This is a genomic window from Streptomyces aurantiogriseus (assembly GCF_014649375.1).
In the GTDB taxonomy this organism is placed as follows: domain Bacteria; phylum Actinomycetota; class Actinomycetes; order Streptomycetales; family Streptomycetaceae; genus Streptomyces; species Streptomyces aurantiogriseus.
Window position 1 is genome coordinate 1 of the sequence record NZ_BMSX01000043.1, and the last position, 25,047, is coordinate 25,047.

Consider the following 25,047-nt stretch of genomic DNA (forward strand, 5'->3'; position numbering starts at 1 on the left):
CCGCGACCCGAAGTAACCGCCATGACAGCGCGGGCCGCCTCCCGCAACTCGTCCCGCCCGAGGGCGGCGTACTCCGACACCGCGTCGGCGTACGCCGCCCTGTCGGCGTCCTCGGCCGCCTTCCGCGCGCGGGCCGCCGACATCGTCGGCTGGAAATCGCGCAGCGCCCGCAGCCGTTCGGCGAGCGCGATCATCCGTACGGCACCGGCGTCGCCGGACGCGAGCCCCGCCATGCCAAGGGCGTGCACCACCGTCCCGAACACGGGGAGCTCCAGGGGCGAGCCGGACGGACCGGAGAGCAGGGTCCGCAGTCCCTGCCGGAGCCGGTCGACCGGCTCCTCGACGAGCTCAAGACGGCCGGCGTGCGCGTGTGCCGTCACCGCCACCGCCAGGATCTGCAGCACCCACCGGTCGAAGAAGGGGTCGCCGCCGTGGATCGAGTCGGCCTCGGGCAGCGGCTGCACGGCGCTGCGCCACAAGCCGAGCCCGACCTCCGTCAGTCCGCGGGCGAGCGCGATCTCGGCGCGCCCGAGGAGGTCCATGCTGTAGGCCTCCTGCTTCGTGGTGTCGGCGCCCTCCGCCTGCCGCAGCCAGTACTCGGCCTCGTCGGGGTCCCCCCGCTGGAGGCAGGCGAGGACGAGGCCCCAGCGGACGCCGATGAGGTCGTGCTCGTCGCCGAGCCGCGGCAGCGCCTCGAGCGCCTGCTTGAGGTGTCCGTACGCTTCCTCGCCCCGCTCCATCTGCAAGCACAGCTCGCTCAGCCGGGAGTGGCCCATGAGCTGCAGGAACGGGTTGCCGGCCGGCGCCAGTGCGGCGATGATCCGCCGAGCCGAGGCGAGCGCGCGGTCGATGTCGTGCTCCGACTCCCAGACATAGGTGGCGACGCACTCCGCGATGCCGGCGAGCAGCGGCTGCTCGCTCTCGCAGAGCTCGCGCAGCACTTCGTAGTCGGGCGGCAGCATCTCGGGGACCGCGCTCAGCACCACCGCGATGGCGCGCAGCAGCGTGTCCGGCGGGGCCGGGGGCAGCCGCCGGAGGGTGATGAGCTGGCGTATGGCGACCGGGCCGTAGCCCATGAACAGGCTCGTCGTGCACAACACCGCGGCGGAGCGGGCGACTTCGACGTACTCGGGCTCGGGGTGGTAGTGCGACAGCGGCGGGCCGGTGTCCGCGGCGAGGGTGGTGAGGCGGGGGTAGTTGGAGCCGATGGACCACAGGGCGGCGAGGACGGCGGTGAGGGCGGCGGTGGAGGGGCCGTCCGTACGGGCCAGGGCGTGCCGCAGGGCCAGCACGAGGTTGTCCTGCTCGGCCCTGATCCGCTCCAAGTCGGTCAGCGGTTCCGAGCGGAAGAGCCAGTCGTGGTTCGCGACCCCGAAGCCCCGCGCCCAGGCGAGAAACCGGCCGATGGCCTCCTCGTCCTCGCCCGCCTCCGCGCGCCGGGCCGCGCTGAACTCCCGTACGGTCTCCAGCATCCGGAACCGCACGCCGGCCGGGGTCTCGGCGACGGTGAGCAACGACTGATCGGCCAACTGCTCCAGCAGGAACAGCGCGTCCTCGCCCAACACCTGCTCCGCCGCCTTGCCCGAGAAGCCGCCGGGGAAGACGGACAGCAGGCGGAGCGCGGCCCTGGCCTCCTTGTCGAGGAGGTTCCAGCTCCACTCCACGACCGCGTGCAGCGTGCGGTGGCGCTCTGGCACGTCCCGCGCCCCGCCGCGCAGCAGCGCGAACCGGTCGCCGAGACGGCGGGCGATCTCCGGAACCGAAAGGACCCGCACCCGCGCCGCGGCCAACTCCACGGCGAGCGGCAGCCCGTCGAGGTGGCGGCACAGCCCGGCCACCGCGTCCGGCGGCAGCTCCACGCCGGGCCGGGCGGCCCTGGCCCGCTGCGTGAACAGCTCGACCGAGGTGTCGAGACCGAGCTCGGGCAGCGCGTACACCGCCTCCGACGTGAGGCCCAGCGGGGCCCGGCTGGTGGCGAGCACCCGCAGGTCCTTCGAGGACGAGACCAGGGCCTGTACGAGGTCGGCGGCGCCCTGGATGACCTGCTCGCAGTTGTCCAACACCAGCAGGACGGGCCCGGAGCCGAGCACGCCGAGGATGCCGGACACCGGGTCGGCCGGGGCGTGGCCGTTCATGGCGCCGTGCCGCCCCTCGCCCGCGCCGAGCGCGGAGGCCACCTCCGCGGCCACGTCCTCGTCCGCGGTGACGCCGGCGAGCGGCACGAAATGCACCACGCGCTGCTCAGCCCGGCGGCTGACGGCGTGCGCGAGCCGGGTCTTGCCGAGGCCGCCGGGGCCGATGACGGTGACGGCGCGGGAGGCGCGCAGCAGCCGCTCCACCGCGGCGATGTCCTCGTCCCGTCCCAGCAGTGGGTTCGGCTCGTGCGGCACGCCGTGCCTGACCACGGGCGCCTCGCCGCGCAGCAGGTCCCGCTGTACGGCCTTGAGCCCGGCGCCCGGGTCCGTGCCGAGCTCGTCGCGCAGCTCACGGCGGTACGCCTCGTACCGCGTCAGTGCGGCGGACGGGCCCGCCGTCGCAGCCTCGCCGCGCAGCAGCTCGGCGAGCACCTCCTCGTCGCGCGGATGCTCCGCGGCGGCCACGGCCAGCGGCCCGGCCGCCTCCGCGTGCCGTCCCAGCCGGGCGAGCGCGAGCGCCTGCGCGCGTACGAGCGCGCGGCGGACGGGGGCGCGCTCGGTGCGCAACGCGGCTACGGGGTCGTCGGTGTCGCCGGCCCCGTCAGGGGTGCCCTCCCACAGCGCGAGCCCGGCTTCCGCGGCAGCCAGCGATCCCGCGTGGTCCCCGGCCCTGGCCCGGTCCGCGCTTGCGGCGGCGTACAGCAGCAGGGCGGAGCTGTCGACCTGATCCTCGGCGAGGGTGAGCCGGTATCCGGTCGGCGTGCTGGCGAGGACGTCGGCGCCCAGTTGCGCCCGCGCCCTGGACACGATGACCTGCACCGCCTTTCCCGGCCGCTCCGGCAACTCGTCCGGCCACAGCCCTTCCACAAGCCGCTCGGTGCTGCAGCCCGTGCGCAAGTCGCCCGCGAGCAGCGCGAGGAGGCCGCGGAGCCGGGGCGCGGTGACCTCCTGTCCGCGATAGGCGACACGCGGCAGCAGGGTCAGGTCGATGCTCATCCGTGCAGATTAGCCAAGGCGTCGGCCGCCGGAACTCCCGCCTCGGGCCGAACTCCCGCTGCGCGGACGGCCTTTGCTCAACGCGCGCCCGTCGCCCGGGCGACGGGCGCAGTCGCGCCGACCGTTCCGGCCGCCTCCCGGCACTGCGGAAGTCCAGCGTCTTGACGCCATTGCGGCGCGCGGACGGATCGCGCAGCTCCAGCAGCCGCAGCAGGTGATCGGCGAGACCATCACCGTCACTGCGCGTCTCCCTTTCGGCAACCGCAAGCAACTGCAGGAACTCACGCCGTCCTTCGCGTCGGAACGGGCGCGGGCCGAGACTTTTTCCATGGCCTCGACCGCAGGATGGGACCGAAGGGAGGCCGCCGCTCGCGATCCTCGTGGCACCGGAAAGAACAGCAACTGCGGTGCGAGGGTCGGCTGACGGACAGCATCGGAGCCCTCGTCACCGAAGCCGTCTCCCGGGTGATCATCGACCGTGAGTGGAACCGCTCCTGGCGGCGCGGCGCACCATCCGGGTTGCCTCGGTCTTGCCCGCCCCGGGCCGTCCGATCACGTACACGGCGCGCGGATCGTCCCGGGGCACGACGTCTGCCAGCACCGTCGGCGGGATCAGCTCCTCAAAGGTCCATCGGTGCTCATCGGCCGACAGCCGGTGGTGGGCGACCCCGGGCGGGGCCGCGACGGGCTGGGCGGTGCAGCGGACTGGCTCGGACCAGGCGACCGCACGCTCACTGTCGCGCTGCACGGGTCAGGCGTGTGGTGCCGGGCCGCAGGCGGGGAACCGGGCCACCGCCCGTAGGCCTGGTGTGGGATGCCAAGCGCCGGTCCTCGCCCACCAGTTCGGTGTGAACACGCCGGTCGGTACCGGCGAGATCGCGGCGAAAGACGGCGGTCTCGGGTGCGGTCCACGGCCGCGCCGGCACCACCCGCTCCGCAGCGGGACGGCGCCGCCATCTGGCCTGGGGGAGGAAGCCCGCCGACACCCCCTTGCGGCTACCGGGACCCGTCGATCACTTCGTGTGCGGTCGGTACAGCCGCTTCGGACTCGTCCGGCACGGGCCCCGACTCCGCCGCAGTCCGAGCAGTCGCAGTCCCGGAAGGCTCGCTTCCCCCCGCGTCCTTCGCCGTGGCTCCCTGACCCCGCTCGATCATGCCCAGCGCCACCCCGACGATGATGATCACGCCGCCCGTTACCTGGGCGAGCCGGATCGACTCCCCGTTGATCACCACGGCGCCGAGGACGCCGAAGACCGGGACCAGGTTGAGGATGTTGACCGCGACGCTCGACGACATCCTGTGCAGGCCGTAGTTGTAGAGCAGGAAGCCGCCGACCGAGCACGCAACGGCCAGGTAGACCAGCAGTGATGAGGCGGTCGCGCCCGGCAGCTGCCAGTCGTCGGCCTCCAGCAGGGACGCGAGCAGGAAGCCGGCCGCGCCCGCCAGGGTCTGGTAGTAGGTGACGCTCGCGGCGTCCTGGCCGGCGCTCGCGCGCTTGCCGAGCACGTTGTAGCCGGCCCAGGCCAGCCCGCCGAGCAGCAGCAGGATGTCCCCCAGCCAGCGCGAACTGCCGCCGACCTCCGCCCCGTTGCGTACGACGAGGAAGGCGCCGACGGTGGCCAGCAGCACGCCCGTCACCCTCAGCAGCGGCATCCGGGTGCGGAAGACGACCAGTTCCACCAGCATCGTCATCAGTGGGTACGTGGCCACGATCAGCGACGCGTCGGATGCCGTGGACAGGTCGACGCCGACGTTCTCCAGGATGAAGTACACGGTGATGCCGAGGACCCCGCTCAGGTAGAGCTGCCGCCGCTGCCGCGGGTCCGGCCGGGCCGGGCGGTGCCGGCTCAGCCGTACCATCACGCCCAGGAGTAACGCCGCGAGGGTGAACCTGATGGCGCCGATACTGAGCGGGCCGACGTCCTCCAGCACCTGCTTGGTCACCGCGTACGAACTGCTCCAGAACAGCGCGGCCGCCATGACCGCACAGACCGCCCACACGGTGGGTCCTCTTTCACGCACAGCAAGTCGCCCCTCTCCACTACCCGTTGCCCGCCGACCACACGATGACCGAACGAACGTCAGTCAATTAGGCTGGAGGCTAACAAGATCGTCGAAGGTGATGCGATGAGTCCGAATTACCTTCGGAATCCGGCGGGGTGAGGCAAGCATGGACGAACTAGATTCGGCGTTGGTGCGGATGCTCCAGGAGGACGGTCGGCGCACCAACCGGGACATGGCCCAGGAACTCGGTATCGCCCCGTCCACGTGTCTGGAGCGCATCCGGTCGCTGCGCAGGAGCGGCATCCTGACGGGATTTCACGCGGAGGCAGACCTCGCGGCGATCGGCCGCGGGCTGCAGGCGGTGATCGCCGTACGGGTCCGCCCGCCGACACGTGCGGTGATCGAGGCCTTCCAGACCTTCCTGGAGGGGATGCCAGAGGTCGTCTCGATCTTCGTCCTCACCGGGAACGACGACTTCCTCGTGCACGTCGCGGTCCGGGACACCGATCATCTGCACGCAGTGGTCCTGGACAAGCTGACGAAACGCCCGGAACTCGCCGACGTACGGACGTCGGTGGTCTTCGGCCACATGCGCAAGAAGGTCATCGGTCCGGCGTGACACCGGCGCGGACCCCGCTCGCGGTGGGTCACCGGGCCGGTGGTGCGGTCTCCTCGGCCGCCGCGAGTCAACAGGTCGTTCGCCTCGGGGCTGCCCACGGTCACCCGCAGGCCGCTGCCCGGGAAGGCCCGGACCGGCAGACCGCGCCGCTCCCCCTCCTGAGCCACCGACCCCGAGGCATCGCCCGTCGGCAGCCACAGGAAGTTGGTCTCACTGGGCAGCACATCCCAGCCGAGTCCGAGGAAGGCCTCGCGGGTCCGCTCCCGGGCCGTGGACGCCGACGCATAGGCCGGCTGGCGGTGGGATCCGGCCTGGCCCGCGCCGCGCCTGCCGCACCCCGCCCTGTTCAGGGAGAGGGTTGCACCGACAGAGGGCTGAACCGTCGGTTGGACGGTTGCACCCAGCGGGGGACGCGGCCTTGATCCATCCGGTCGCACCATGTGGTCGAACTCGGTGCGCCTCGCCCGGAGCCGCGGCACGTAACCACCGCTCACTTCAAACCAGCCTTTCGCAGACGGCTCGTAGGCGCTGTCCAGCCGCTTCATCAGCCCCTTGCAAAGCTCCTTGCATCAAGCCCCTTGCATATCAGCCCCTTGCGTCAAGCCGCTCAGCCGCTTGCACCAGCCGCTTGCCTCGGGACTCTTGTACCAAGTGTTTGACACAAGAACCCGCCCACCGGCATCTTGTACCCACCACTTGATACAAGTATCGACCTGGGGGCCCCATGCTTGACACCGTCCCGCCCGACAGACTCCTGGCCCGTGCCGACCTCTGCGCCCGCTGGGCCGGACTGGCCCTGGGTGCCGTGGTCGCCCAGGCGTTGGCCACCATGGACAGCGAGGACATGTCCATGCCCTTCGTCTCGGCCGTCACCGCCTTCGGGCTGTGCGCAGTGGGCGGGGTGCTGCTCGGCGACTCGCTCACCCCCGCCCCGCAGGAAGCGGTCCGCACCGCCGGTCTCGCCCCGCGCCGGGTCCGCGACCACGTACCGCCGCGGATGGCCCCGCTGCTCGTCTTCCAGACGGCCTGTCTGGCCGTCCTGCTGGCCATCGGCGTCGCCGTGGCCGATCCCGACGGCGCGGGCCGGACCGGCCGGGCCCTCGCCGTCACCTGCGCCGTCGGTTTCACCCGGCACCTCGGCCCCTGGCCCGGCCTCTACTACGCCACCCCCGTCCTCGTCTCCCTCACCCTCGGCAGCACCGCCTGTTTCTGGGCCCTGCGCCGCATCGCCCACCGTCCCGGCGAGAACCAGCAGCGCCACGACCGCAGTTGGGCGATCACCGCGGCCTGGGGACTGCTGGTCTCCAGCCAGCTGCTGCTCGTCCTGGGCATGATCGGCAGAGTGCTGTTCTACTCGAAGTGCGCCGGAATGCTGGGCAATATCACCGCCCTGGTGATCTACCCGCTGGGCCTGCTGAGCCTGTTCACCGTGGGCTGGTGCCTGCTCACCATCGTCGTTCCCCGGGCCGTGGACCATGAATGACCCCGCCGTCCGAGTCGACACGACCAGCCAGGCCCCGCCGTACGAGCAGATCCGCGCCCAGCTCGCCGCGCTGATCCTCACCGGCCGGCTGACCGAGGGCGAACGCCTGCCGACCGTCCGCCAGCTCGCCGCCGACCTCGGCCTGGCACCTGGCACCGTGGCCCGCGCCTACCGCGAGCTGGAGGCCGCCGAGCTGATCCGCACCCGCCGCGGTGCCGGCACCCGGGTTGCCGCCCTCCCCGCGGAGCCGGTTCGCTTCGATCCCGGCCAACTGGCCACCCTGGCCCGGGACTTCTCCTCCGCCGCCCGTGCCCTCGGCGCCGGCACCGAGGCCATCCTGACCGCCGTACGGGAGGCGCTGGAGCGGCAGGCGTAGGGGCGCGGGGCCGGAGTGGGCTTTCGTGTCCGTGCTGCGGAGACTGCGGGAACCGCAACCGCCACCCCTCCAGTCCCCTCTCCCTCACCATGCACGGGATCAAGGGCCACGTCAGAACGTTCGTCCGGCAGCTCGCGCACTTCGGCCGGCTCCCGGCACGCTGCTGCGCCTTCGCGGCCGCCCTGTTCAGCGCCCATCGGGTTCACTGCGTCGCGCAGGTCGTCGATCGTGTCCTTGGCGGCCTGACCGTCGGCGCGTCCTTCAACACTACGGCCAGGGTGGTGAGTTCACTGTCCGGCGTGCGGACTGTGTCGTTCTCGATGCGGGGCCACGTCGTCCACCGCGGCCGCGGCTCGTGCGGCCCGCCCCCTCGGCGGGCCGGCACTCGTCGCGGCGCGCATGCGCGAGCCGCGCCCGGCCGCCGGCGCGGTCCGGGCCGGGCTGCTCCGCGTGGCAGTGACCTAGCGGGCGGGACGTGGGCGCCCTGGGGCTTTGGGCGCCCGCTGGGTTCCTCGCGCCACGACGGAGCCGCGCCCGGGCCGCCGTCAGTCAGCGGCGGCCCGGGACGACGTCGGCGGGGGAGAGGTCGGGGCGGGCACGGTGCCCGCGTGCAAGGTGGCGCCGCCGGCCGCGCTGTCCCGGGCGACGTCGATGTCGGCTGCGACCCAGGGCGCCTGCTCGACTCGGCGAAGTGGCCTGCGGCCACCACGGCCCAACTGGCCTCGGCGGACCGGGTTCTGCTCACGCAGACCGTCTTCCACCAGGTACTCGTAGAACGACCGAACGGCCACCAGCCGCTGCTGGATCGTCGCATTCGCCAACCCCGTTCCGGCCCGCCAGGGTGCCCTCGATGGCCGACGGATGGGCCGGTCCAGCATGCTTTTGATCCAGAATGCGACCGTGTCGGCCCGGGCCAGCAGAGGGTCCGTACCCTCGGCCGCACAGAAGCGCAGGTGGTCTTGGACCGCCCGCCCGTACGCGTCGATCGTGTTGGATGCTCGACCGATATTCGCCATGAACTGCAGCCGCTGGCGAGCCAGTTGGTGCTCTGCAACAGTGGGGAACTTGCCCCACGGGATCGGGGCCATGAACTGAAAGCTAGCCCCGTTCGATTCCACATAAGGCACTGTGAGCAGTAGGACTTTTTGATCTTCTCGCCGAGCTGTTCGTAGACGTAGGCCTCGACGGCGGCCCGGTCCATGCGGGCCAGGATCAGCGGGTAGTGCGGCTCGCAGATAGTGCGCCCGGCCTTGGTGTTGTGCTCGCACTGGATCTTGCTGGTCTTCTCGGCGCGGCGCATCTCGTCGTAGTGGTAGCCGATGACGCGGCGGTAGGACGTGGTGCCGAACTCTGCAGCCGCCCAGTGGTCGAGGACCCAGCCCTTGAACCGGATGCTGCTTCTCTGCACCACGTCAAGGCATCCGCCAGGCCTTCCCTTTCGGATCACTCTCACGGGCGTGCGATAGGTTGCCCGCCATGACTGAGTTAGGACCCGTCGCCTGGCCACCTGCCCCGATACGGACCGAACGGCTCGTGCTCCGGGAGTCCGAGGCCCGTGACCGTGCGGCGTTTATCGAGCTGTTCGGATCGCCAGAGGTGCGCACCTTCCTCGGTGGCCCTCGACCGCGTGATGAGCTCGAACGTGCGATGCCTGAGGTACCCGGGCGGCGTCCTGGCCTTTTCGTGATCGATCTCGACGGAGCGATGATCGGCACGATCACACTCGATCGGCGCGACGCAGAGCGTCCGGGTCACGTCCGTCCGGATGCCGGAGAGGCCGAACTCGGCTACATGTTCCTGCCAGAAGCGTGGGGATGCGGGTACGCTGCCGAGGCGTGCGCAGCGGCACTCAACTGGTTTGCCGACGCTCTCCCCAGCGAGCCGGTGGTGCTCTGCACTCAGACCGCCAACGACCGCTCGATGCGCCTCGCGGCCAAGCTGGGGTTCACCGAGGTGGAGCGGTTCGAGGAGTACGGCGCCGAGCAGTGGTTCGGCGTGTGGTCTTCGGTCACGCCGTCTGGTTGAGCTAGGACCTGTCCGGCCGATCATGTGACGCCGTGTCAGGGTCGCTGCTGTGGGCACGGGGCGAGAGGATGGATGCCCTCTGAGGCTGGCCGAGTTCGACCGCCGCACCGTGTCGGGATTCCGCATACGGCGCAGCGGATCGGGACCGGCCCAGCAGCCCCTCTGTCTCGAGTTCAGCCCAGTCCGCAGCGATCAAGTGCAGCACGAACCCGATTGAGCCCCTCCACTCTCCAGTGGTCCCGGTCAGGCATTTGGTCGTCTCGGCGCCAGCGCCAGGCCGAGAACATCGCCCAATTCAGGGCGCGGCACCGGTGAATCAGGTCGTGGTCAGCCCCCGCATAGTGCTTTCCCACTTCTTCGGGCGAATGGGCGAGGTCGAACTCGATCGGCCCACGGCAGCAGGTGGCGAGGTCTACGAAAAGCGGCCCTTTCCTTGTGCTGAGGAGGTTGCCCGGATGCGGCTCGCCGTGCAACAGCTGGTCGCCGCCTTTGTCGATGCTGATCGCGGCGCTCAGACCACTGAGTGTGTCGCTGAGGAACTCCCGGTCAGAATCGGGCAGGTCGGGGGACCGCTCCCGGTCATTCACCTCCCTCAGTGCCACGGTGACTCGATCGGTGAAATGTGGTGCGTCCAGATCGATCTGGCGCAGGGCGGCATGGTGCCGTATGAACGCGTCTGCGTAGTCGGCCGGCGCGATCTCTGATCCCACAGGTTCGTAGTAGGTCCAGAGCGAGATGGCGAAGGCATCACGCACATAGACTCGAGGGGCGACCCGAGGGTCGAGCTCAGCCACCGGAGCGTCGACGTCGGCGAGATGGTGAGCAACCTCTACTTCGAACTCGGAATCAGCCAGATGCCCCGAAGGCGCGACCCGAGCCAGAACATCGCAAGGGACCAGGCGCAGCGCAACGCGGTCCGAGTTGTGGATGACGACCACATCGTCGACCTGAAGGCCCAGCTCCGAAGCCGTCGCCAGTCCTGCCTCAACTGCGCGACGGAGTTCCAGTGGCTCCACGCTGTCCTCCCTTATTGTGAGTACACATACGCGTCTGGGGGCAACTGAGCGGTTTGGTTACGGTTCTCCTAGTGACATGGCCGTGGGATTCCCAGGTCGACGGGGACCCGGCGTGTGAGTCGCGCGGCATCTGCCTGCTTGGGCCGGAGGAAGGCGAGTGTCATGTCGATTCCTTCGATTTCGCCGAGCCAAAGCTACTCCTGGGCCCTCTTGCGCCTCAGCAAGAGATCCTTCTCCAACTCGGCAAGCCTGGGCAACATCTTTGGGCTGACCTGGAGCATGGGGCATCGAATGCAGGCGTGCTCGTGCTGGCAGGGTGATCCGTAGAGGCGAGCACAGTTGCCGAGTTCGACCTTGCGCTTGTCGAAGTGCTCCTCGAACTCCGCCCACTCCTCGGGTGTGACGTCGACGTACTCGCCCTCGGGACGCAGGGCTCGACGGTTGTTCAAGAACTCCTGGTAGTGCTTGACAATGTCCTCGGTGGCTGTGTTCCTTTCAAAGGAGTCATTCCGAGGCGGCTTGGGGAGTCGGTCCGCGGCGTCGGGCAAGATCAATGTCAGTGACTTTTGGGTTCTGGCACAGATCTTGGGGAGCGGTCGCGGAGGGTGATCCCGGGCCTTCTCAGAGGCGAGGCGGTCAGGCGGTTTGGAGTCGGAAGTGCAGCAGGTCGGTGGCATCAGGAGAGGCTGGCTTGCCGTGTGGACCGGTGACCGCGGTCACGGCCAGGCCGGCGGTCGTGGCCAGCTTCTCGAAGTGGTCCCGGGTGTACCAGTGCATGATCCACGGGCGCTCTTCGATGGTGCTGTCTGAGCCGTGGTGCCGTTCGTAGCGTAAAAGCTCGGCGTCCCGACCTTCCGCCTCTCCCACGAGCCGGCGGAGGAGGCCGTTGAGCTGGTCGAACACGCCGTCTTTCTGCCAGGCGGCGAAGTGCCCGTAGACCGTCTCCCACGGCGCGAATTCGTGCGGCAGATATCGCCAGGGGATCCCCGTGCGGTCGACGTAGAGGATCGCGTCCATGATCCGGCGCAGGTCATGCTCCGGTGGCCGCCCGATGTCCGGGCCCTTCCCTCTCCGCTCGACCCGCCAGGCCAACAAAGTGGGCGCCAGCAGTTCCCATCGGCATCGGACAGGTCGCTCGGATATGGCCGCTGTCGTTGGCGCATGTTTCGGTAGTACCGCCGGCTGCCACCCAGCCACAGGGCGCAAAAAAAGGGGGGGTGAGCGGGGGCGCTTTGGGATCAGACAGGAGCGAAAGGATCGAAACGGTCCTTCGCGAATCGCCATCCGATTCGCTCGTCGCTGAGGGCTCATCCGAGCACAACTGTCACACCCCAGCCGACTACCCATATAACAACCGAACGCCCTCTGAAAGAGCGTTTTGTCCCGGCAGAAGTGTTTGGTTCGAGGTTCAGGTGTCGCGCCAGGTCGGGGTGGATTCGCGGGTGAGTCGTCGGTCGCCCAGCAGTGGCGGCGGCGCAGGCCGGCGGGTGACCGCCGCCTCGCGGCGACGGCGCCGCTCCTCCCGGACGGCCTCCCTGCGTTGTCGTCGCTCGACAGCGAAGCCGGCGAAGGTGAACGCCGGCGACGGCGCCATGACCGCGGTGACCAGCCCCAGCCCACCGATCGCCGCACAGTCGATGAGCATCCGCGGTGCGCCCCAACGACGCTGAATCGCCTCACCGCACAAGCGGGTGCATGCCATGGTGATCGAGAAGCACGAGTAGATCAGGGCGCCGGTGGCTTCGCTGAGACCGCGCTCCTGGATACCGAACAGCGTCGACCAGTCCGCGGTCGCTCCTTCGGCTGTCGAGGCACACAGTGCCATGCCGCCGAGCAGCCACAGCGCCGGTCGTCTGAACGGTGCCCGCCCGGCGCGCCCTCTCTCTGCGGGCACCCTCAGTAGTTCCTCGACGGAAATCCAGCGGGCGATGCCGACGGTGACGACGCCGCAGATCACCGCGACGATGACAAAATGACGGCTCGGTGCCAACCCTTGTCCGGCCGCGACCGCAGCGCCGACCGAACCGGCCAGCGTGCCGAAACTGAAGACCGCGTGGAACAGCGGCATGATCGCCCGGCCAGTCCGCCGGATCGCTGTCACGCCGGACACGTTCATCGCCACGTCCATCACGACGACCATTCCGCCGAGTACGATCAGCAGCAGGCCGAGCGTCGCGGGCGACCTCGCCAGTCCCAGAGCCGGAAGCATTGCGGCCCCGGCAACGCCGGACACCGTCATCACGACGCGAGCGCCGAACGCCGCGCACAGCCGACCGGCGAGACTCGAAGCGGCGATCATACCTACGCTGGCACCGAGCAGGGACAGCCCCAGCGCACCCTCGTCCGCACCGATCTGCGCGGCCAGCGCCGGCACCCGAGGGGCCCACGAGCCAAGCAGCGCGCCGTTGAGAACGAACGCACCGAGTACCGCGATGATTCCCGGGTCCCGGCCGCCGGCTCGGTCCGGATGGGTACCGGTCATTGTCAGCTCCATCCCGGCCCGCTCTTGGTCGAGCCACGATCGGCCCGGCGCCGTGGCACACCTGCGTGGATCACGCGGATGGAACTGAGCGTAGGTGCGCCGGAACACCCGCCAGCCGCGATGGCAGGTTCGCAACAAGAAGATGGCTGGTTCACGCCAAGCGGGTGCGGCGTCAGCCAAACCCCTTTGAGACGGTTCACGATCTCTCCTAGGTTGGCCCGCGTGACGATCGAGGTGCCCTACCAGCCAATTCCGGTTGACCAGTCGGACGTTCGCTACGCCCACGGCCCCGACTCGGCTCTACAGCCGGACGTGCCCGTCGGGGAGACGATCGAGTTCGACTGGAACGACAGCGCGATCTACCCGGGCACGTCACGGAAGTTCTGGGTCCATGTGCCCGCGCAGTACGACCCCGCCGAGCCGGCGTCGCTGATGGTGTTCCAGGACGGATGGTGGTACCTGGATCCCGGAGGGGAGGTCCGCGGCGCGATAGTCCTGGACAACCTCGTCCACCGCGGGGACATCCCGGTCACCATCGGCGTGTTCGTCGACCCTGGCGTCTTCCCCGACGCTGAGGATCCGAAGAACCGCAACACCGAGTACGACGCATACGACGGTTCGTATGTCAGCTTCCTCCTGAACGAGATCATCCCCGAGGTCAGGAAGCACTACTCGATCGCCGAGGACCCCGATCGGTGGGGCATCTGCGGTGGCAGCAGCGGCGGCAACTGCGCCTTTACCGCGGCGTGGCTGCGCCCGGACAAGTTCCGCCGCGTCATCGGGTATCTGTCCAGCTTCGCGCAGATGCCGGACGGCAACCCGTACCCCGAAGTCATTCCCCGCGTTCCCCGCAAGCCGCTGCGGATTTTCCTGCAGGCGGGCCATCGTGACCTGCGCTGGAACGAGCCCGAGGCGAACTGGCTCGCCGACAACTTGCGTGTCGCGGCAGCGCTCGCAGAAGCCGGCTACGACTTCCGCCTCGTCCTGGGTGATGGCGGCCACAGCCCCAACCACGGTGGTGTCCTGCTCCCCGATGCCTTGCGCTGGTTGTGGCGGTCTGATGATCGCCCGAACTAGCCAATGGGCTTGGGTGGAGCGACTTCGTAGAAGCGGCCGTCCCGGATCAGGGCCCACAGGACGTTGACTCTGCGGCGGGCAAGGGCGATCACGGCCTGGGTATGGCGTTTACCCTCGGCGCGCTTGCGGTCGTAAAACGCCCGGGAGTTCGGGTCGTAGCGCACGCTCGTCAGGGCGGACATGTGGAAGACGCGCTGGAGCCCCCGGTGGTAGTGGCGCGGCCGGTGCAGGTTGCCGTTCCGCTTCCCGGAATGGTGCGGTGCCGGAGCCAGACCGGCGAACGCCGCGAGCCCGTCCGGACTGGTGAAGCCGCCAGCTCGTTGCCGATCGCGGCGAGGAACTCGGCACCCAGGAGCGGACCGATGCCGGGCATGCTGGCCACGATCTCGGCGAGGTCGTGCGTGCAGAACCTGGCCTCGATGAGCCGGTCGACCTCGGCGACCTTCTCGTTCAGGGCCTCGACCTCCTGGGCGGGCGTCCGGACGAGCTGGGCGATCACCCCCTCGCCGGGAACGGAGGTGTGCTGCCGCTCTGCGGCCTCCACGGCCTTCTTCGCAACCCCCTCTGGGCTGCGGACGCCACGCGTGCGCAGCCATCGGGTGAGCCGCGCGGTCCCGAGGCGCCGGAGGGCTGCCGGCGTCTGATGGCCGGCCAGCAGGGCGAGTGGTCCGGCGCTGGTCAGGACGAGCGCGCGTTCCAGCGCAGGGAACATGCCGGTCAGGGCGGAGCGCAGCCGGTTGATGGACCGGGTGCGGTCGCGAACGAGGTCGGTGCGGCGGTTCGTCAGGAGCCGAAGTTCGATGGTGGCCTCATCGGTGGGCCTAAATTGCTGGAGATCGCGGCGGATCCGGGCCTGGTCAGCGACGACGAGCGCATCGCGGGCGTCGGTCTTGCCCTCGCCTAGGTAGCCGTCGCTGGCCCGGTTGACCACGCGGCCGGGTATGCAGAGCACTTCCTGCCCGTGGTTGACGAGCAGGGCGAGTAAGAGAGTGGGTTCGCCGCCGGCCATGTCCACGGCCCAGGTCACCTGGTCGCCGAGGGCGAGTACAGAGGCAAGGAGCTTGAGGAGCTCCGGCTCGTCGTTGGCGACGCGGCGGGACAGCAGGGTTTCGCCGCTTTGTTGAGTACCAGGCAGTGGTTGGTCTTGCCGCTGTCGATTCCGGCCCAGATCCGGCTCATGGCGCTCCAGACGGTCGTGCCTGCGGTTCGTGCCACGGACTTGGGGTCCAGGCACGCCTCCCGGACACTTCCGGCCACGGCGTACTGTCGAGCCGCACAGGTCCCGCAGCGCCGTCGGTCCGTGCTCCCCAGCGCCTACTGCGGCGGCCGATGCCCGGAGCGGGGAACCACGGAAGCCGCACCGCAACCGCAGTGGCCGAAAATGTGTCTCTCTTCGCGCGTGGCCCGATCGCTCGGGAGCGGGTGAGGCTCCGGCGGCACGGCGGCCTTGGGGGGGACGGAATGAACACATGGGCAGTGCCCGGATACACCGAGTCACTGGAGCTCGGGTCCGGGGCAAGCGGGCGGGTCGTACTGGCCGTGCATGAGGAGACCGGCGTTCCGGTCGCGGTGAAGTACCTCAACGAGTCACTGCGCACCCGGCCGGGCTTCGTCCACGAGTTCCGGGCAGAGGCACGACTGCTCGGCGGACTGCAGAGCCCGTACGTCACCGGCTTGTACGAGTACGTGGAGAGCCCGCACGGTGCCGCCATCGTGATGGAGCTGGTGGACGGCCTCTCATTGCGGACTCTGCTGACCCGTCAGGGGCCGCTCGAGCCCGAGGCTGCGCTCGTCATCCTCAAGGGATCGCTGCTCGGTCTGGCCGACGCGCACCGCATCGGCGTCGTCCACCGCGACTACAAGCCGGAGAACGTCCTGGTCGTACCGGACGGATCATCCAAGCTCGTCGACTTCGGGATCGCGGTGGACTCGGGCACCAGCGCCGGTGTGGCGGGAACCCCGTCCTACATGGCCCCGGAGCAGTGGACCGGCGCGCCTGCCTCTCCCGCCGCCGACGTGTACGCGGCCACAGCCACGTTCTTCGAGTGCCTGACGGGCCACAAGCCGTACGCGGGTGACAATCTCGCCGAGCTCGCCCTGCAGCACGTCGACGCGCCCGTCCCCGTGGACGAGGTCCCCGAGCCGATACGGGACCTGGTGCGGCGTGGTCTGGCCAAGGACCCGGAGGAACGGCCCGCACAGGCCGAGGCGTTCGTCACGGAACTGGAGGCGGCTGCCGTCGGCGCCTATGGGCCCGACTGGGAGGAACGCGGTCGCGGCCGGCTCGCCGCGCTGGTGGCACTGCTGCCGCTGCTGCTGCCCTCGGCCCGTAGCTCACCCCGGACCACCACGGACACCGCGCGCACGGTCCTGGGCCGGGAGCCGGGTCACGGCGGGGCGCGGTCATGGCTGCCCGGCCGGCCCGGGATACTCGTGTCAGGTGCCGCCGTGCTCCTGGGCGTTGTCCTGGCCTACGGAATCCAGTACGCCCCGGCACCTGCTCCGCAGCGGGTGGCGCAGGCCCTGGCCACCACCAGTGCCCAACCCGGCGCGAAGTCGGCGGCGCCCACCACTGCGACCGCGTCGGCCTCCTCGTCCCCGACGCCCACCGCGTCAGCCGACCTCTCGGCGTCACCCGGCCTGTCGCCCTCGAGCCCGGCGGCCACCGGTACGGCGGGACCCTCGGCCTCCGCCACCTCGGCCGGCCCTCAGGAGACAACGACGCCCGGCGGGGCGACCATCACGGCGACACCGACGACCGCTTCCCCCGCCTCGCCTGCCGCTCCCGCCGTCAAGGACGTCTCGGTGCCAGCCTTCCGGCAGACGGGTCCCACGACCGCCACGGCAACCATCGCCGTCACCACGGACGGCACCGGGCCGGTCTCCATCACCGTCTCGTGGTTCACGGGCAATACCGGGGGACAGCTCGGTGCCCCGGACGGTGCGTCCCAGACCTTCGAGCGCAGCGGCGCCACTCAGTACACAATCACCGTCGACCACACCTTCCGAAGCGTCGGCTGCTACTGGGCGGTTCAGGCCACGACCACCCCGGCCGCCGCCGACGGTGGCGCCTCGCAGCAGCTTCTGACCAGGCAGTGTGAGATCCGATGACCGCTCAGAACAACCGAACTGCCGAGCCCGGCGAAGACGGCGAGCCGACCCAGGTGCTGGCACCCGCCGACGAGCACACCTCCACGCTCCACCTCAGCCCCACCGACGGCCGCACCCCGAGCGGTGAACCCGTCCGCGCCGAGGCCGAGTACAGCGCCACCGTGCTGGCCAGCCACTGGATCCAGAGACCCACGTCGGGCGACACTCTCGTCGAACAGCCCTCACCGGAGACAGGGCCGACGCCGCCCGATCGCATCGAAGGCACCGTGCTGCGTTTCGGCCCCGGCGTGACCGCCGCCGTCGCGCACCGCACCCACCGGACGCTGCCCGCCGTGCCGCCGCCCCTCACGCCTCCGCATCGACGGCTGCGCAGACATGCTTTGCCCACGCTGGTGGTGCTCTGCGTCCTCGCGTTCCTCGCCTGGCAGCGCCTCTGTCCGTCCGTTGCGGTGAGCACGGTGGCGGTCACGGCCCGGCCGACGGTTCTAGGGTGCGACGACACCGCGGACATCGTCGGCCTCGTCAGGACGAACGGCCGTCCGGGCACGCTCTCCTACCGCTGGATCCGAAGCGACGGCACCACCTCGGGCGTCCTGCGTGAAGTGGTGGTCCGGAACCAGAGACAGGCGCGTCTTCACCTACAGTGGACTTTCCAGGGCGAGGGCCACCACTCGGCACAGGCCGAACTGCGCATCCTCTCCCCAACCCACCGCACGGTCACCGCTCACTTCACGTACGACTGCCCCAAAGCGAACCTCCAAGCCCTCAACCGAAGCTGATGGCGCGGCAGCCACCGCCTTCCGCCACCGGGCTGCCACATCCGCCTGATGCGACCGGGTAAGGGCGGCGACCTCCTGGACGAGGCGGGGACTGCCCGGGGCGGGATGGCGGGCGTGTTCGTCAGCACGGACGACAGCGAGGAAGGCGTGAGCGAGCATGGCCAGGGTGACCCAGCGAGACCACGAGGTGAAGCGGCGGACTTGGTGTTCGTCCAGTCCGGCCAGGCCCTTTCCTGCCTGGAAAGTCTCCTCCACCCGCCATCTCGACCCGGCGACGCGCACCAGCGTGGCCAGCGGCACCGGGGCCGGCGACCAGCAGCGGTAGTAGGCCAGTTCACCGGTGGTGCGGTTGCGGCGGATCAGCAGCTGGTGGCTGCCGGATCGGGGTTCGGCCAGGTCGATGACGGCCCATTCGTAGAAACGGTGCCCCTTGGCGCCGGCTCCGGCCGACAGCTTCTGCCAGGCCCGCTTGGGGACCTACGCGGCCAGGGCGTCCGCGCGCAACTTCCCCGCGCTGGTGGCGACTTCATGGGAACAGGCGACGGCGAGCACGTAGCCGACCCCGCGCGCTTCCAGCGCGGTCGCAGCTTCGGGTTGCCGCCGTAGACCTCGTCGCCTGCGACCCAGCTCACGCGGTGCCCGGCGTCCAGGAACCGACCGATCATGCGGACGACCCGCTCCGGTTCGGTGGCGAAGACGGTCTGGTCGCCGAGTCCGGCGGCCCGGCAGCGGTCCGGGTCGGTGGTCCACGAGCGCGGTACGTACATCTCGCGGTCCACCGCCGCGTGCCCGCGTCAGCCCGCGTAGACGAGGTAGACCGCGACCTGGGAGTTCTCGATTCTGCCCGCCGTGGCGGTGTACTGACGCTGGACCCCGACGGTGCGGGTGCCCTTCTTCAGGTCTCCGGTTTCGTCGACCACCAGGACTGCGTCGTCGTCGTGCAGGTGCTCCACCACATACACCCGCACATCATCGCGCACGGCGTCGGCGTCCCATGTGGTCCGGCCGATCAGGTGCTGCATGCCGTCCGGGCTGGTCTCCCCGAGCCCACTCCGCGATCGCCCAGCAGTTTTTGCGCGGCAGGTCCGACAGCAGCCCGAGCACGAAGTCCTTCACCCGGCGCCGGGGCTCGACCCGCGAGAACCGGCCCGCTGTCCGGCCCATCAGGCCCTCGAACGCCTCCTGCCAGCAGGCAGGGCCTACGCTGTGACCAGCGGCCACCGCAAGATCGTTAGTCTTCACGCACCGATGATCAGCGGTGGCCGCGGTCTTCCTGAAGCCGGTCCTCAGGCAAGATCGCGCTGTACGGCTGGAGCACCAGGTCGCGCTGATACCAGGTGCCTGGCTCACCGCCGAGGTGGGCCGGGTCGGCCGGGCCGACAGGGACGAACCCGGCTTTGGCCAGCACCTTCTGAGACGCGGCATTCTGGCGGGCCGTGGCTGCCCGCAGCGTGCGCAGCCCGTGCTGGGCCGCCGCCAGCTCGCACAGCTCCCGGACGGTCGCGGTCGCGACGCCGCGGCCGGCGATGTGCTGCGCGACCCGGTAGCCGAGTTCCGCAGTGTGGTCCTCGATGTCGACCAGATTGAACCTGCCGAGTACCGAGCCGTCCTCGGCGACGAGCACGTAGAAGGCGCAGATTCCGGCCTCCTGCTCAGTCAGCAAGGCGTTGTACCGGTCGGCGAACTGGTCGAAGAAGTCGTCGCCGCGGTCCGGGACCGAGGCAGCGAAGTAGGCGCGGTTCGCCAGCTCGAAGGCCAGGACCGCCGGGGCATGGCCAGCATGCAGCGGCTTCAGCTTGGGCATTGCCCGACCTTACCCAGATCGTCCGCTGAGGCCACCTGGTTTTGACAGACAGCTCCAAGACCAGGGCACATAACGATCTTCGACTGGAGTATTAGCCGTGGCTCGGCGCCCAGGTAGCTCGTTGAACTGGGGATGATGGAGGCTGGGGCGCGCGAGTTGATCGTGGCGGAGTACCGGATCACCGGGCTGTCGCCGAGGGTAGTCGCTGAACTCGTCGCCGAGGTAGGGCCGTTGTGGCACGAACGGCATCAGGCACGCCTGACGGCTCGGCCGCGGCGGCGGGTGGGAGCCGGGGCGAAGCACGAGTTCGTCTTCATCGACCGGCTGCTGGCCACGCTGGTGAGTCTGCGCCATGGCACCACGCATGACGTGCTGGCCTGTCGGTTCGGCGTGGACCGGTCCACCGTTACGCGCTCAATCGGCGAGGTGCGGCCCCTGCTGGCGCAGCGGGATGCAGTCCTGCTGGTACTCGACTGGCGGCTCGGCGCCGCTGCGCTGGCCGCGATGGCACCGATCTGCTGGACCATGCGGTCCTTCCGCGCGCGCTCGCTCCAGGTGTATCACCGGCGCTCGACAGCCGCCGGCGCGGCGGCCGGCGACATGAGCGAGACCTTCGCGGGCATCCGCACCGTCCAGGCTTTCGGCCGCGAAGACGTCAACGGGCGCCGGTTCACCCGGCTCAACGGGCGGCATCGGAAGGAGAACCGACAGGCCGAACTGGAAATGGCACGTTACGTGACCTCCTCACGCCTCGTGGCCAACATCGCCGTGGCGGGGCTGGCGCTGTGGGGCGGGTACCGTGTGGCGACACGCTGGAGTTGGGCGCGTACGCCGGCGCCGTGCTGTACCTGCGGAATCTGTACGACAAACCACTCAGACTCGGCGGCGTCCTCGGCGTCTACCAGGCAGCGGCGGCGTCACTGGGCAAACTCGCAGTGCTGCTGGCCATCAAGCCGACCGTCGTCGAACCTGCCCGTCCCCTTCCCCTCCCCGCGCTCTGCGGACACTCCGCCGGACGTCAACTGCGCTACGAGGACGTCTCCTTCGCCTACGGCAACGGGCCTGAGGTACTGCGCGGCTTAATGCTCGACATCCCGGCCCGGCCGGGCAGACGGTCGCGCTGATCGGCCCCTCGGGCGGCGGAGAAGTCCACGCTGGCCAAACTGCTGGCGCGGTTCCACGATCCGACCGGCGGCCGCGTCCTCCTCGACGGTGTCGATCTGCGGTCGCTCGCGACGGCCGAGCTGCGCCACGGCGTGGTCATGGTCTCCCAGGAAGGCTTCCTCTTCTCCGGCACCGTTGCCGAGAACATCGCTCTGGCGCGTCCCGACCCACGCTCGACGAGTCCGGCACGCCGCGGAGGAGGCTCGATATCGCCCGGACCACGATGTGCCCCTGCCATCCCGTCGGCTATGGGCCTGCCACAGGGGCGGCCACGCCCTCGCGGTTACGCCCCGCGGACGTGACCGTCGAATACGCGAGGAACATGCGAGCTCGCCCATCACGAGAGTCGAGACGACTACAGTGGCCGCCAGCCGGGCGTCAGCGCCGTTCCCCCGGTGGTTGCTCAGTCCACGTGAACGTGTCCAGGCCGCCGTATCCAGGCTCCGTCGGTACAGAGTGTCCGGCCGTGTCGCCCCGGCCCATGTCGTGTTCGTATGCCTTGCTGTGGGGGCGGGGACCCAACAGGCGCTGCCCGGCCCAGGCCACCACCGCAATGGCGCAGAGAATGGCCCCCGTGAGCAGCAGGAGCACCACCGGCATCACGACTCCGAAAGCCACGGTGGACCGGGCGATACCGGGCACGTCAGCGCAGGCACAGGCGATCACGGAGTACCACCTGCCCAGTCCGGCCTGTCGGATGCGGCAGTTTACGTGCCTGTGACAAGAATGCGTTGTCTACGTGCTCTGGTGTATGCGGTCATCGGCCACGTGGGGCAGCGACCTCTTCACCAGTGCAACGAGCGGACGCTCTCGCTTGCTCCTCGAGTGGCAGAACGCGAACGCACGTCACAGCGCACTCTCCGAATACTGCCTCTCTACCAGTTGGACGGCGGTGTTGAGGCGACGGAGTACCGGGTACGGGTGCGCGCCCCCGATCACGTACGGCCGGTCGACGACGTCGACTACGACCAGGTCGGCACGGAGCAACTGCAGCCGACACCGCAGTCAGCGGTCCGGGAGGTTCTCGCGGGAACGCCGGCCTTGGAGGTGGGTGCGTGCCGGCCGACTGGGACCCGGCTTCGTCCGAGGCGGATGCGGCCAAGGTCGCCCGCCGCGGCCGCTGCGGCGTTCCCGCCCAAGCGGGACACGTGGAGAAGTGGCAGCCGGCCCTGGACATGATCGACGAGGCACGGTCATGGGACGTCAACGTCCCTCTGGTCGTCGCGGATGCCGGATACGGCGACGCCGCCGCCTTCCGCAGCGGCCTGGAGGAACGCAAGCTGCCCTACGCGGTCGGCATCTCCGGCCGCCACAGCGCTCATCCTGGCGACGCCCGGCCCGTCCAACCCGACTACCCGGGCACCGGCCGACCGCCGAAAATGCAGTACCCCGACCCGCCGCCGACCATGAAAGAACTCGCCATCGCGGTCGGCCGGACAACCGCTCGGCCGGTGTCCTGGCGGGAGGGATCCCGGCCAGGCACGAGCCGAAGCGGCTTCAAGCGCGGGTACTCGCGTTTCGTCGCCCTGCCGATCCGGCCCGCCGACGAGGCATCCGCAAGGCCGCCGACAATCCGCAACTCCGCAGCGCCACCGGCCTGGCTCCCCCCCCACTCATGCCATGTACAGGAACCGCGCTTTCCGTGCCGTCCGACGTGCTGCGGACGTGCGAAACTCCGGGGCGCTCGCCGTGTGGGGGCGGGCGCCCCGGAGTTCGTGCCGACCGATCATGCACGGAACCGATCAGCTCACCGAACCGGTCAGTTCACCGAACCGGTCAGTGCATGGAAACGGTCAGCTCACGTCGCCGATGCGCTCCACGCGCTCGTTGACGCCGTTGCGGAGTTCGCCCAGGGTCGTGCCGGGCGGGGCCGTCTTCGGTGTGGTGGACGGCGGCTGGGTCTCGTCGGCGCAGGTCGTGCCGGAGGCCGGCACCTTCAGGTCGACCAGGTAGCCGACGACCGCGTCCGTCGCGCAGGCGCTGCGGCCGAAGGCGGTGTGCCCCTCGGCCTGGAAGGTCAGCAGCGAGGCGTTGTCCAGCTGCCGGCTGAGGGCGACCGCGTCCTGGTACGGGGTATCCGGGTCACCGGTGGTGCCGATGACCAGGATGGGCGCCGAACCCCTCGCCCGGAAGGAGCCGTCGTAGCGGCTGACCTTCTCGGCGGGCCACTGCACGCAGGCGGTGGCGTGCTGGTGGTCGTACGTCGGCGGACCGTACGCCATGGCCGGGCCCAGCAGCGGCGCGTCCTTCGCGTTGGCCGTCACGTTCCGCTGCAGCTTGCGCAGGCTCTTCGGGTAGTCCTTGTCGACGCACTCGACGACCACGTTCGGGCCGAGGAAGTCGAAGGAGGCCGGGGACGGCGGCCGCAGCAGGAACGAGGTGTTGTCCCGCAGCTGCGCCTTCTTCAACGCCGCGCCGAGCGAGGGCCAGATGACCTTGCCCTCGTTGATGTTGAACATCAGCCGGTAGACGAGGGTGTAACCGTTGGCCTGCCCGCCGTTCGCGGTCGGCACCGGGTTCGCGTCGAGGTCGCTCTTCAGCTTCTCGAACGCCCGGCGCGGGTCGCCGTCGCCGAAGCCGCAGGTGACCTGGTCGGCGGCGCACCAGTCGAGGAAGCGGCTCATCGCGCCGTCCAGCGCCAGGTACTGGGCCCGGTCGTAGTCGTAGGGACGGTTGGCGTACTTGTACGGGTCGTACGCCCCGTCGAGCGACAGCGCCCGCACCCGCTTCGGGAACATCGCCGCGTAGACGGTGCCGATGTACGAGCCGAACGACCGCCCGTAATAGGTCAGTTGTTCCTCGCCGAGCGCCTGCCGGAGCAGGTCGATGTCACGGGCGACGTACTCGGTGCCGACGTACGGCAGCAGCTGGCCAGAGTTGTCGAGGCAGGCCTGGTTGAACTCGGCAGCCTCGCGCACCGCCGGGCCGAAGGCGTCGGGGCCGGGAACACCCTTCGCGTCGGTGACGGCCTTGGTGTAGCGGGCGTCGTCGAAGCAGGTGAGCGCCGAACTGCGGCCGACACCACGGACGTCGTAGCCGAAGACGTCGAACGAGTCGCGCAGCGCGGCCGGCAGGTCCTCGTAGTTGTTGCGGACGAAGTCCACCCCGGAGTTGCCGGGTCCGCCGGGCTGCATGAAGAGCGTGCCCTTGCGCTTCGCCGGGTCGGCCGCCTTCTTGCGGACCACCGCGAGCGTGATCGTGCGGCCCTTCGGTTCCCGGTAGTCCAGTGGAACATCGGCGTTGGCGCACTCGAAGCCGCCCTGGCAGTCGGACCAGGTGAGCGTCGGCACGGGCGGCGGCGGTGTCTTGGCCGACTGTGGCTTCCGCGCCGTGTCCTGCGCGGCCATCGCCTGTGTCGCGGTCCCCGTCGCCGCGAGGACGAGCGCGGTCACCGCGGCACCGACGAGTCTGAGACGCCTGGGACGTCTAGGTATGTGGTGATACGTGGTCATGGGTGTGTTTCCCCCTGAGCGGTCGAATCCCCGAGAGCCCACTGGATCAAGGTGGGGTCGAAGAATGTCTAGCTGAGTAGAGGGGAAAAAGGCCGGAGAGGTTCGACGAGGCGGGCAGCGGACATCTCGAACTCGGCCGCCAACTCCGCCAAAGGCAGCGGCCGTAGACGCCGAAGGCAACGCGTCGGCGGGCGACGTCCTGGACCACGGTGGTCATAGTGAGGGGGATGCCACCGGGATCCTGCTCCACCGCCGGGCGGGCGCCCACAGCGCGTCTCCGAAGCGCTCCAGCACTTCGTCCGCGACCGCACCGGCCACGGCCTGCTGCAGAAGTTCGGGCGCCGCACACCGCTGTAGTGGGCCAGGAAGTGCGCGTTCGTGATGAACGAACGCGGATCCGACCCGGATTCGACCCGGAGGCCTCTCACCACGGCAACGACCCGTCTTGACCTGCGCCTGGGTGGCGACGGAGTAGCTGCACTCCTGGGCAAGCTCGGGGACCGTGGCGCCGGACTCGTACCGTG

At 69.8% G+C, this 25,047-nt stretch carries 19 protein-coding genes and 5 pseudogenes; 11 read left to right on the plus strand and 13 right to left on the minus strand.

Going from position 1 to position 25,047, the window contains the following annotated elements; translation table 11 throughout:
- Positions 1-3,131 (minus strand): ATP-binding protein (locus tag IE263_RS46120; RefSeq protein WP_189944152.1); only part of this gene is annotated, 3,131 nt, incomplete at its 3' end.
- A gap of 73 nt (positions 3,132-3,204) precedes the next feature.
- On the opposite strand from IE263_RS46120, the gene IE263_RS46125 reads away from it, so the two are divergent.
- Positions 3,205-3,555: a hypothetical protein gene (locus IE263_RS46125; RefSeq protein ID WP_189944153.1), complete on the plus strand. Its 351-nt coding sequence runs from the start codon at positions 3,205-3,207 to the stop codon at positions 3,553-3,555.
- Between the two features lie 45 nt (positions 3,556-3,600).
- Here IE263_RS46125 and IE263_RS49275 read toward each other — a convergent pair whose 3' ends face one another.
- Complete coding sequence (locus IE263_RS49275; protein ID WP_229911539.1) at positions 3,601-3,879, minus strand: hypothetical protein; 279 nt, start codon at positions 3,877-3,879, stop codon at positions 3,601-3,603.
- Positions 3,880-4,127: 248 nt separating this feature from the next.
- The gene (locus tag IE263_RS46135; protein WP_268256147.1) at positions 4,128-5,153 is read right to left on the minus strand and encodes a DMT family transporter; all 1,026 of its coding nucleotides are present in this window, start codon (positions 5,151-5,153) and stop codon (positions 4,128-4,130) included.
- Positions 5,154-5,301: 148 nt separating this feature from the next.
- On the opposite strand from IE263_RS46135, the gene IE263_RS46140 reads away from it, so the two are divergent.
- The 3 genes from IE263_RS46140 (at position 5,302) to IE263_RS46150 (ending at position 7,613) form a co-directional block, all read left to right on the plus strand.
- On the plus strand, positions 5,302-5,754 hold the full coding sequence (locus tag IE263_RS46140; RefSeq protein ID WP_189944154.1) for an Lrp/AsnC family transcriptional regulator: 453 nt from the start codon (positions 5,302-5,304) through the stop codon (positions 5,752-5,754).
- A 724-nt stretch (positions 5,755-6,478) separates the two neighbouring features.
- The gene (locus tag IE263_RS46145) at positions 6,479-7,237 is read left to right on the plus strand and encodes a hypothetical protein (RefSeq protein ID WP_189944155.1); all 759 of its coding nucleotides are present in this window, start codon (positions 6,479-6,481) and stop codon (positions 7,235-7,237) included.
- On the plus strand, positions 7,230-7,613 hold the full coding sequence (locus tag IE263_RS46150; RefSeq protein ID WP_189944156.1) for a GntR family transcriptional regulator: 384 nt from the start codon (positions 7,230-7,232) through the stop codon (positions 7,611-7,613). Before IE263_RS46145 ends, IE263_RS46150 begins: the two co-directional genes overlap by 8 nt.
- 545 nt (positions 7,614-8,158) lie before the next feature.
- On the opposite strand, the gene IE263_RS46155 is transcribed toward IE263_RS46150, so the two are convergent.
- Positions 8,159-8,701 carry a site-specific integrase gene (locus IE263_RS46155; RefSeq protein WP_189944157.1) on the minus strand — a complete coding sequence of 181 codons (543 nt, stop codon included), beginning with the start codon at positions 8,699-8,701 and terminating at the stop codon, positions 8,159-8,161.
- A gap of 388 nt (positions 8,702-9,089) precedes the next feature.
- Here IE263_RS46155 and IE263_RS46160 point away from each other — a divergent pair, with 388 nt between their 5' ends.
- Entirely contained in the window at positions 9,090-9,638 is a 549-nt protein-coding gene (locus tag IE263_RS46160) for a GNAT family N-acetyltransferase (RefSeq protein ID WP_189944158.1), read from the plus strand.
- A gap of 173 nt (positions 9,639-9,811) precedes the next feature.
- On the opposite strand, the gene IE263_RS46165 is transcribed toward IE263_RS46160, so the two are convergent.
- The 4 genes and pseudogenes from IE263_RS46165 to IE263_RS46185 form a co-directional block, all read right to left on the minus strand.
- Entirely contained in the window at positions 9,812-10,654 is an 843-nt protein-coding gene (locus IE263_RS46165) for a phosphotransferase (protein ID WP_189944159.1), read from the minus strand.
- A 194-nt stretch (positions 10,655-10,848) separates the two neighbouring features.
- The gene (locus IE263_RS49280) at positions 10,849-11,103 is read right to left on the minus strand and encodes a hypothetical protein (protein WP_229911540.1); all 255 of its coding nucleotides are present in this window, start codon (positions 11,101-11,103) and stop codon (positions 10,849-10,851) included.
- 388 nt (positions 11,104-11,491) lie between these two features.
- Positions 11,492-11,817 (minus strand): annotated as a pseudogene (locus IE263_RS46180) (transposase); the annotation flags it as partial.
- A gap of 245 nt (positions 11,818-12,062) precedes the next feature.
- The gene (locus tag IE263_RS46185; protein ID WP_189944160.1) at positions 12,063-13,136 is read right to left on the minus strand and encodes an MFS transporter; all 1,074 of its coding nucleotides are present in this window, start codon (positions 13,134-13,136) and stop codon (positions 12,063-12,065) included.
- A gap of 222 nt (positions 13,137-13,358) precedes the next feature.
- On the opposite strand from IE263_RS46185, the gene IE263_RS46190 reads away from it, so the two are divergent.
- Positions 13,359-14,213 carry an alpha/beta hydrolase gene (locus IE263_RS46190; protein WP_189944161.1) on the plus strand — a complete coding sequence of 285 codons (855 nt, stop codon included), beginning with the start codon at positions 13,359-13,361 and terminating at the stop codon, positions 14,211-14,213.
- Here the strand turns inward: IE263_RS46190 and IE263_RS50410 are convergent.
- Together IE263_RS50410 and IE263_RS46195 are read right to left on the minus strand one after the other, a co-directional pair.
- The gene (locus IE263_RS50410; RefSeq protein WP_506005114.1) at positions 14,210-14,485 is read right to left on the minus strand and encodes a transposase; all 276 of its coding nucleotides are present in this window, start codon (positions 14,483-14,485) and stop codon (positions 14,210-14,212) included. The genes IE263_RS46190 and IE263_RS50410 overlap by 4 nt on opposite strands.
- Positions 14,383-15,684, minus strand: a complete 1,302-nt coding sequence (locus tag IE263_RS46195) for an IS110 family transposase (protein ID WP_506005115.1) — start codon at positions 15,682-15,684, stop codon at positions 14,383-14,385. The genes IE263_RS50410 and IE263_RS46195 overlap by 103 nt, the downstream gene beginning before the upstream one ends.
- Here IE263_RS46195 and IE263_RS46200 point away from each other — a divergent pair.
- Both IE263_RS46200 and IE263_RS46205 read left to right on the plus strand, forming a co-directional pair.
- Positions 15,675-17,324 (plus strand): serine/threonine-protein kinase, encoded by a 1,650-nt coding sequence (locus IE263_RS46200; protein WP_189944162.1) that lies wholly within the window; start codon positions 15,675-15,677, stop codon positions 17,322-17,324. The two genes, IE263_RS46195 and IE263_RS46200, sit on opposite strands and share 10 nt — an antisense overlap.
- Positions 17,321-18,103, plus strand: a complete 783-nt coding sequence (locus IE263_RS46205; RefSeq protein ID WP_189944163.1) for a hypothetical protein — start codon at positions 17,321-17,323, stop codon at positions 18,101-18,103. Before IE263_RS46200 ends, IE263_RS46205 begins: the two co-directional genes overlap by 4 nt.
- Here IE263_RS46205 and IE263_RS46210 read toward each other — a convergent pair.
- Both IE263_RS46210 and IE263_RS46215 read right to left on the minus strand, forming a co-directional pair.
- Positions 18,049-19,267: pseudogene (locus IE263_RS46210) on the minus strand (IS701 family transposase). The gene IE263_RS46205 and the pseudogene IE263_RS46210 overlap by 55 nt on opposite strands.
- Positions 19,268-19,355: 88 nt before the next feature.
- On the minus strand, positions 19,356-19,907 hold the full coding sequence (locus tag IE263_RS46215) for a GNAT family N-acetyltransferase (RefSeq protein WP_189944164.1): 552 nt from the start codon (positions 19,905-19,907) through the stop codon (positions 19,356-19,358).
- Between the two features lie 135 nt (positions 19,908-20,042).
- On the opposite strand from IE263_RS46215, the pseudogene IE263_RS50385 reads away from it, so the two are divergent.
- The 3 pseudogenes from IE263_RS50385 to IE263_RS46230 all read left to right on the plus strand — a co-directional run.
- Positions 20,043-20,345, plus strand: a pseudogene (locus tag IE263_RS50385) (helix-turn-helix domain-containing protein); the annotation flags it as partial.
- A 21-nt stretch (positions 20,346-20,366) separates the two neighbouring features.
- Positions 20,367-21,238, plus strand: a pseudogene (locus tag IE263_RS46220) (ATP-binding cassette domain-containing protein); the annotation flags it as partial.
- A gap of 888 nt (positions 21,239-22,126) precedes the next feature.
- Positions 22,127-22,653 (plus strand): annotated as a pseudogene (locus tag IE263_RS46230) (transposase); the annotation flags it as partial.
- A gap of 211 nt (positions 22,654-22,864) precedes the next feature.
- Here the strand turns inward: IE263_RS46230 and IE263_RS46235 are convergent.
- Positions 22,865-24,523 carry an alpha/beta hydrolase gene (locus tag IE263_RS46235; RefSeq protein ID WP_189944166.1) on the minus strand — a complete coding sequence of 553 codons (1,659 nt, stop codon included), beginning with the start codon at positions 24,521-24,523 and terminating at the stop codon, positions 22,865-22,867.
- Between the last annotated feature and the right edge of the window lie 524 nt (positions 24,524-25,047).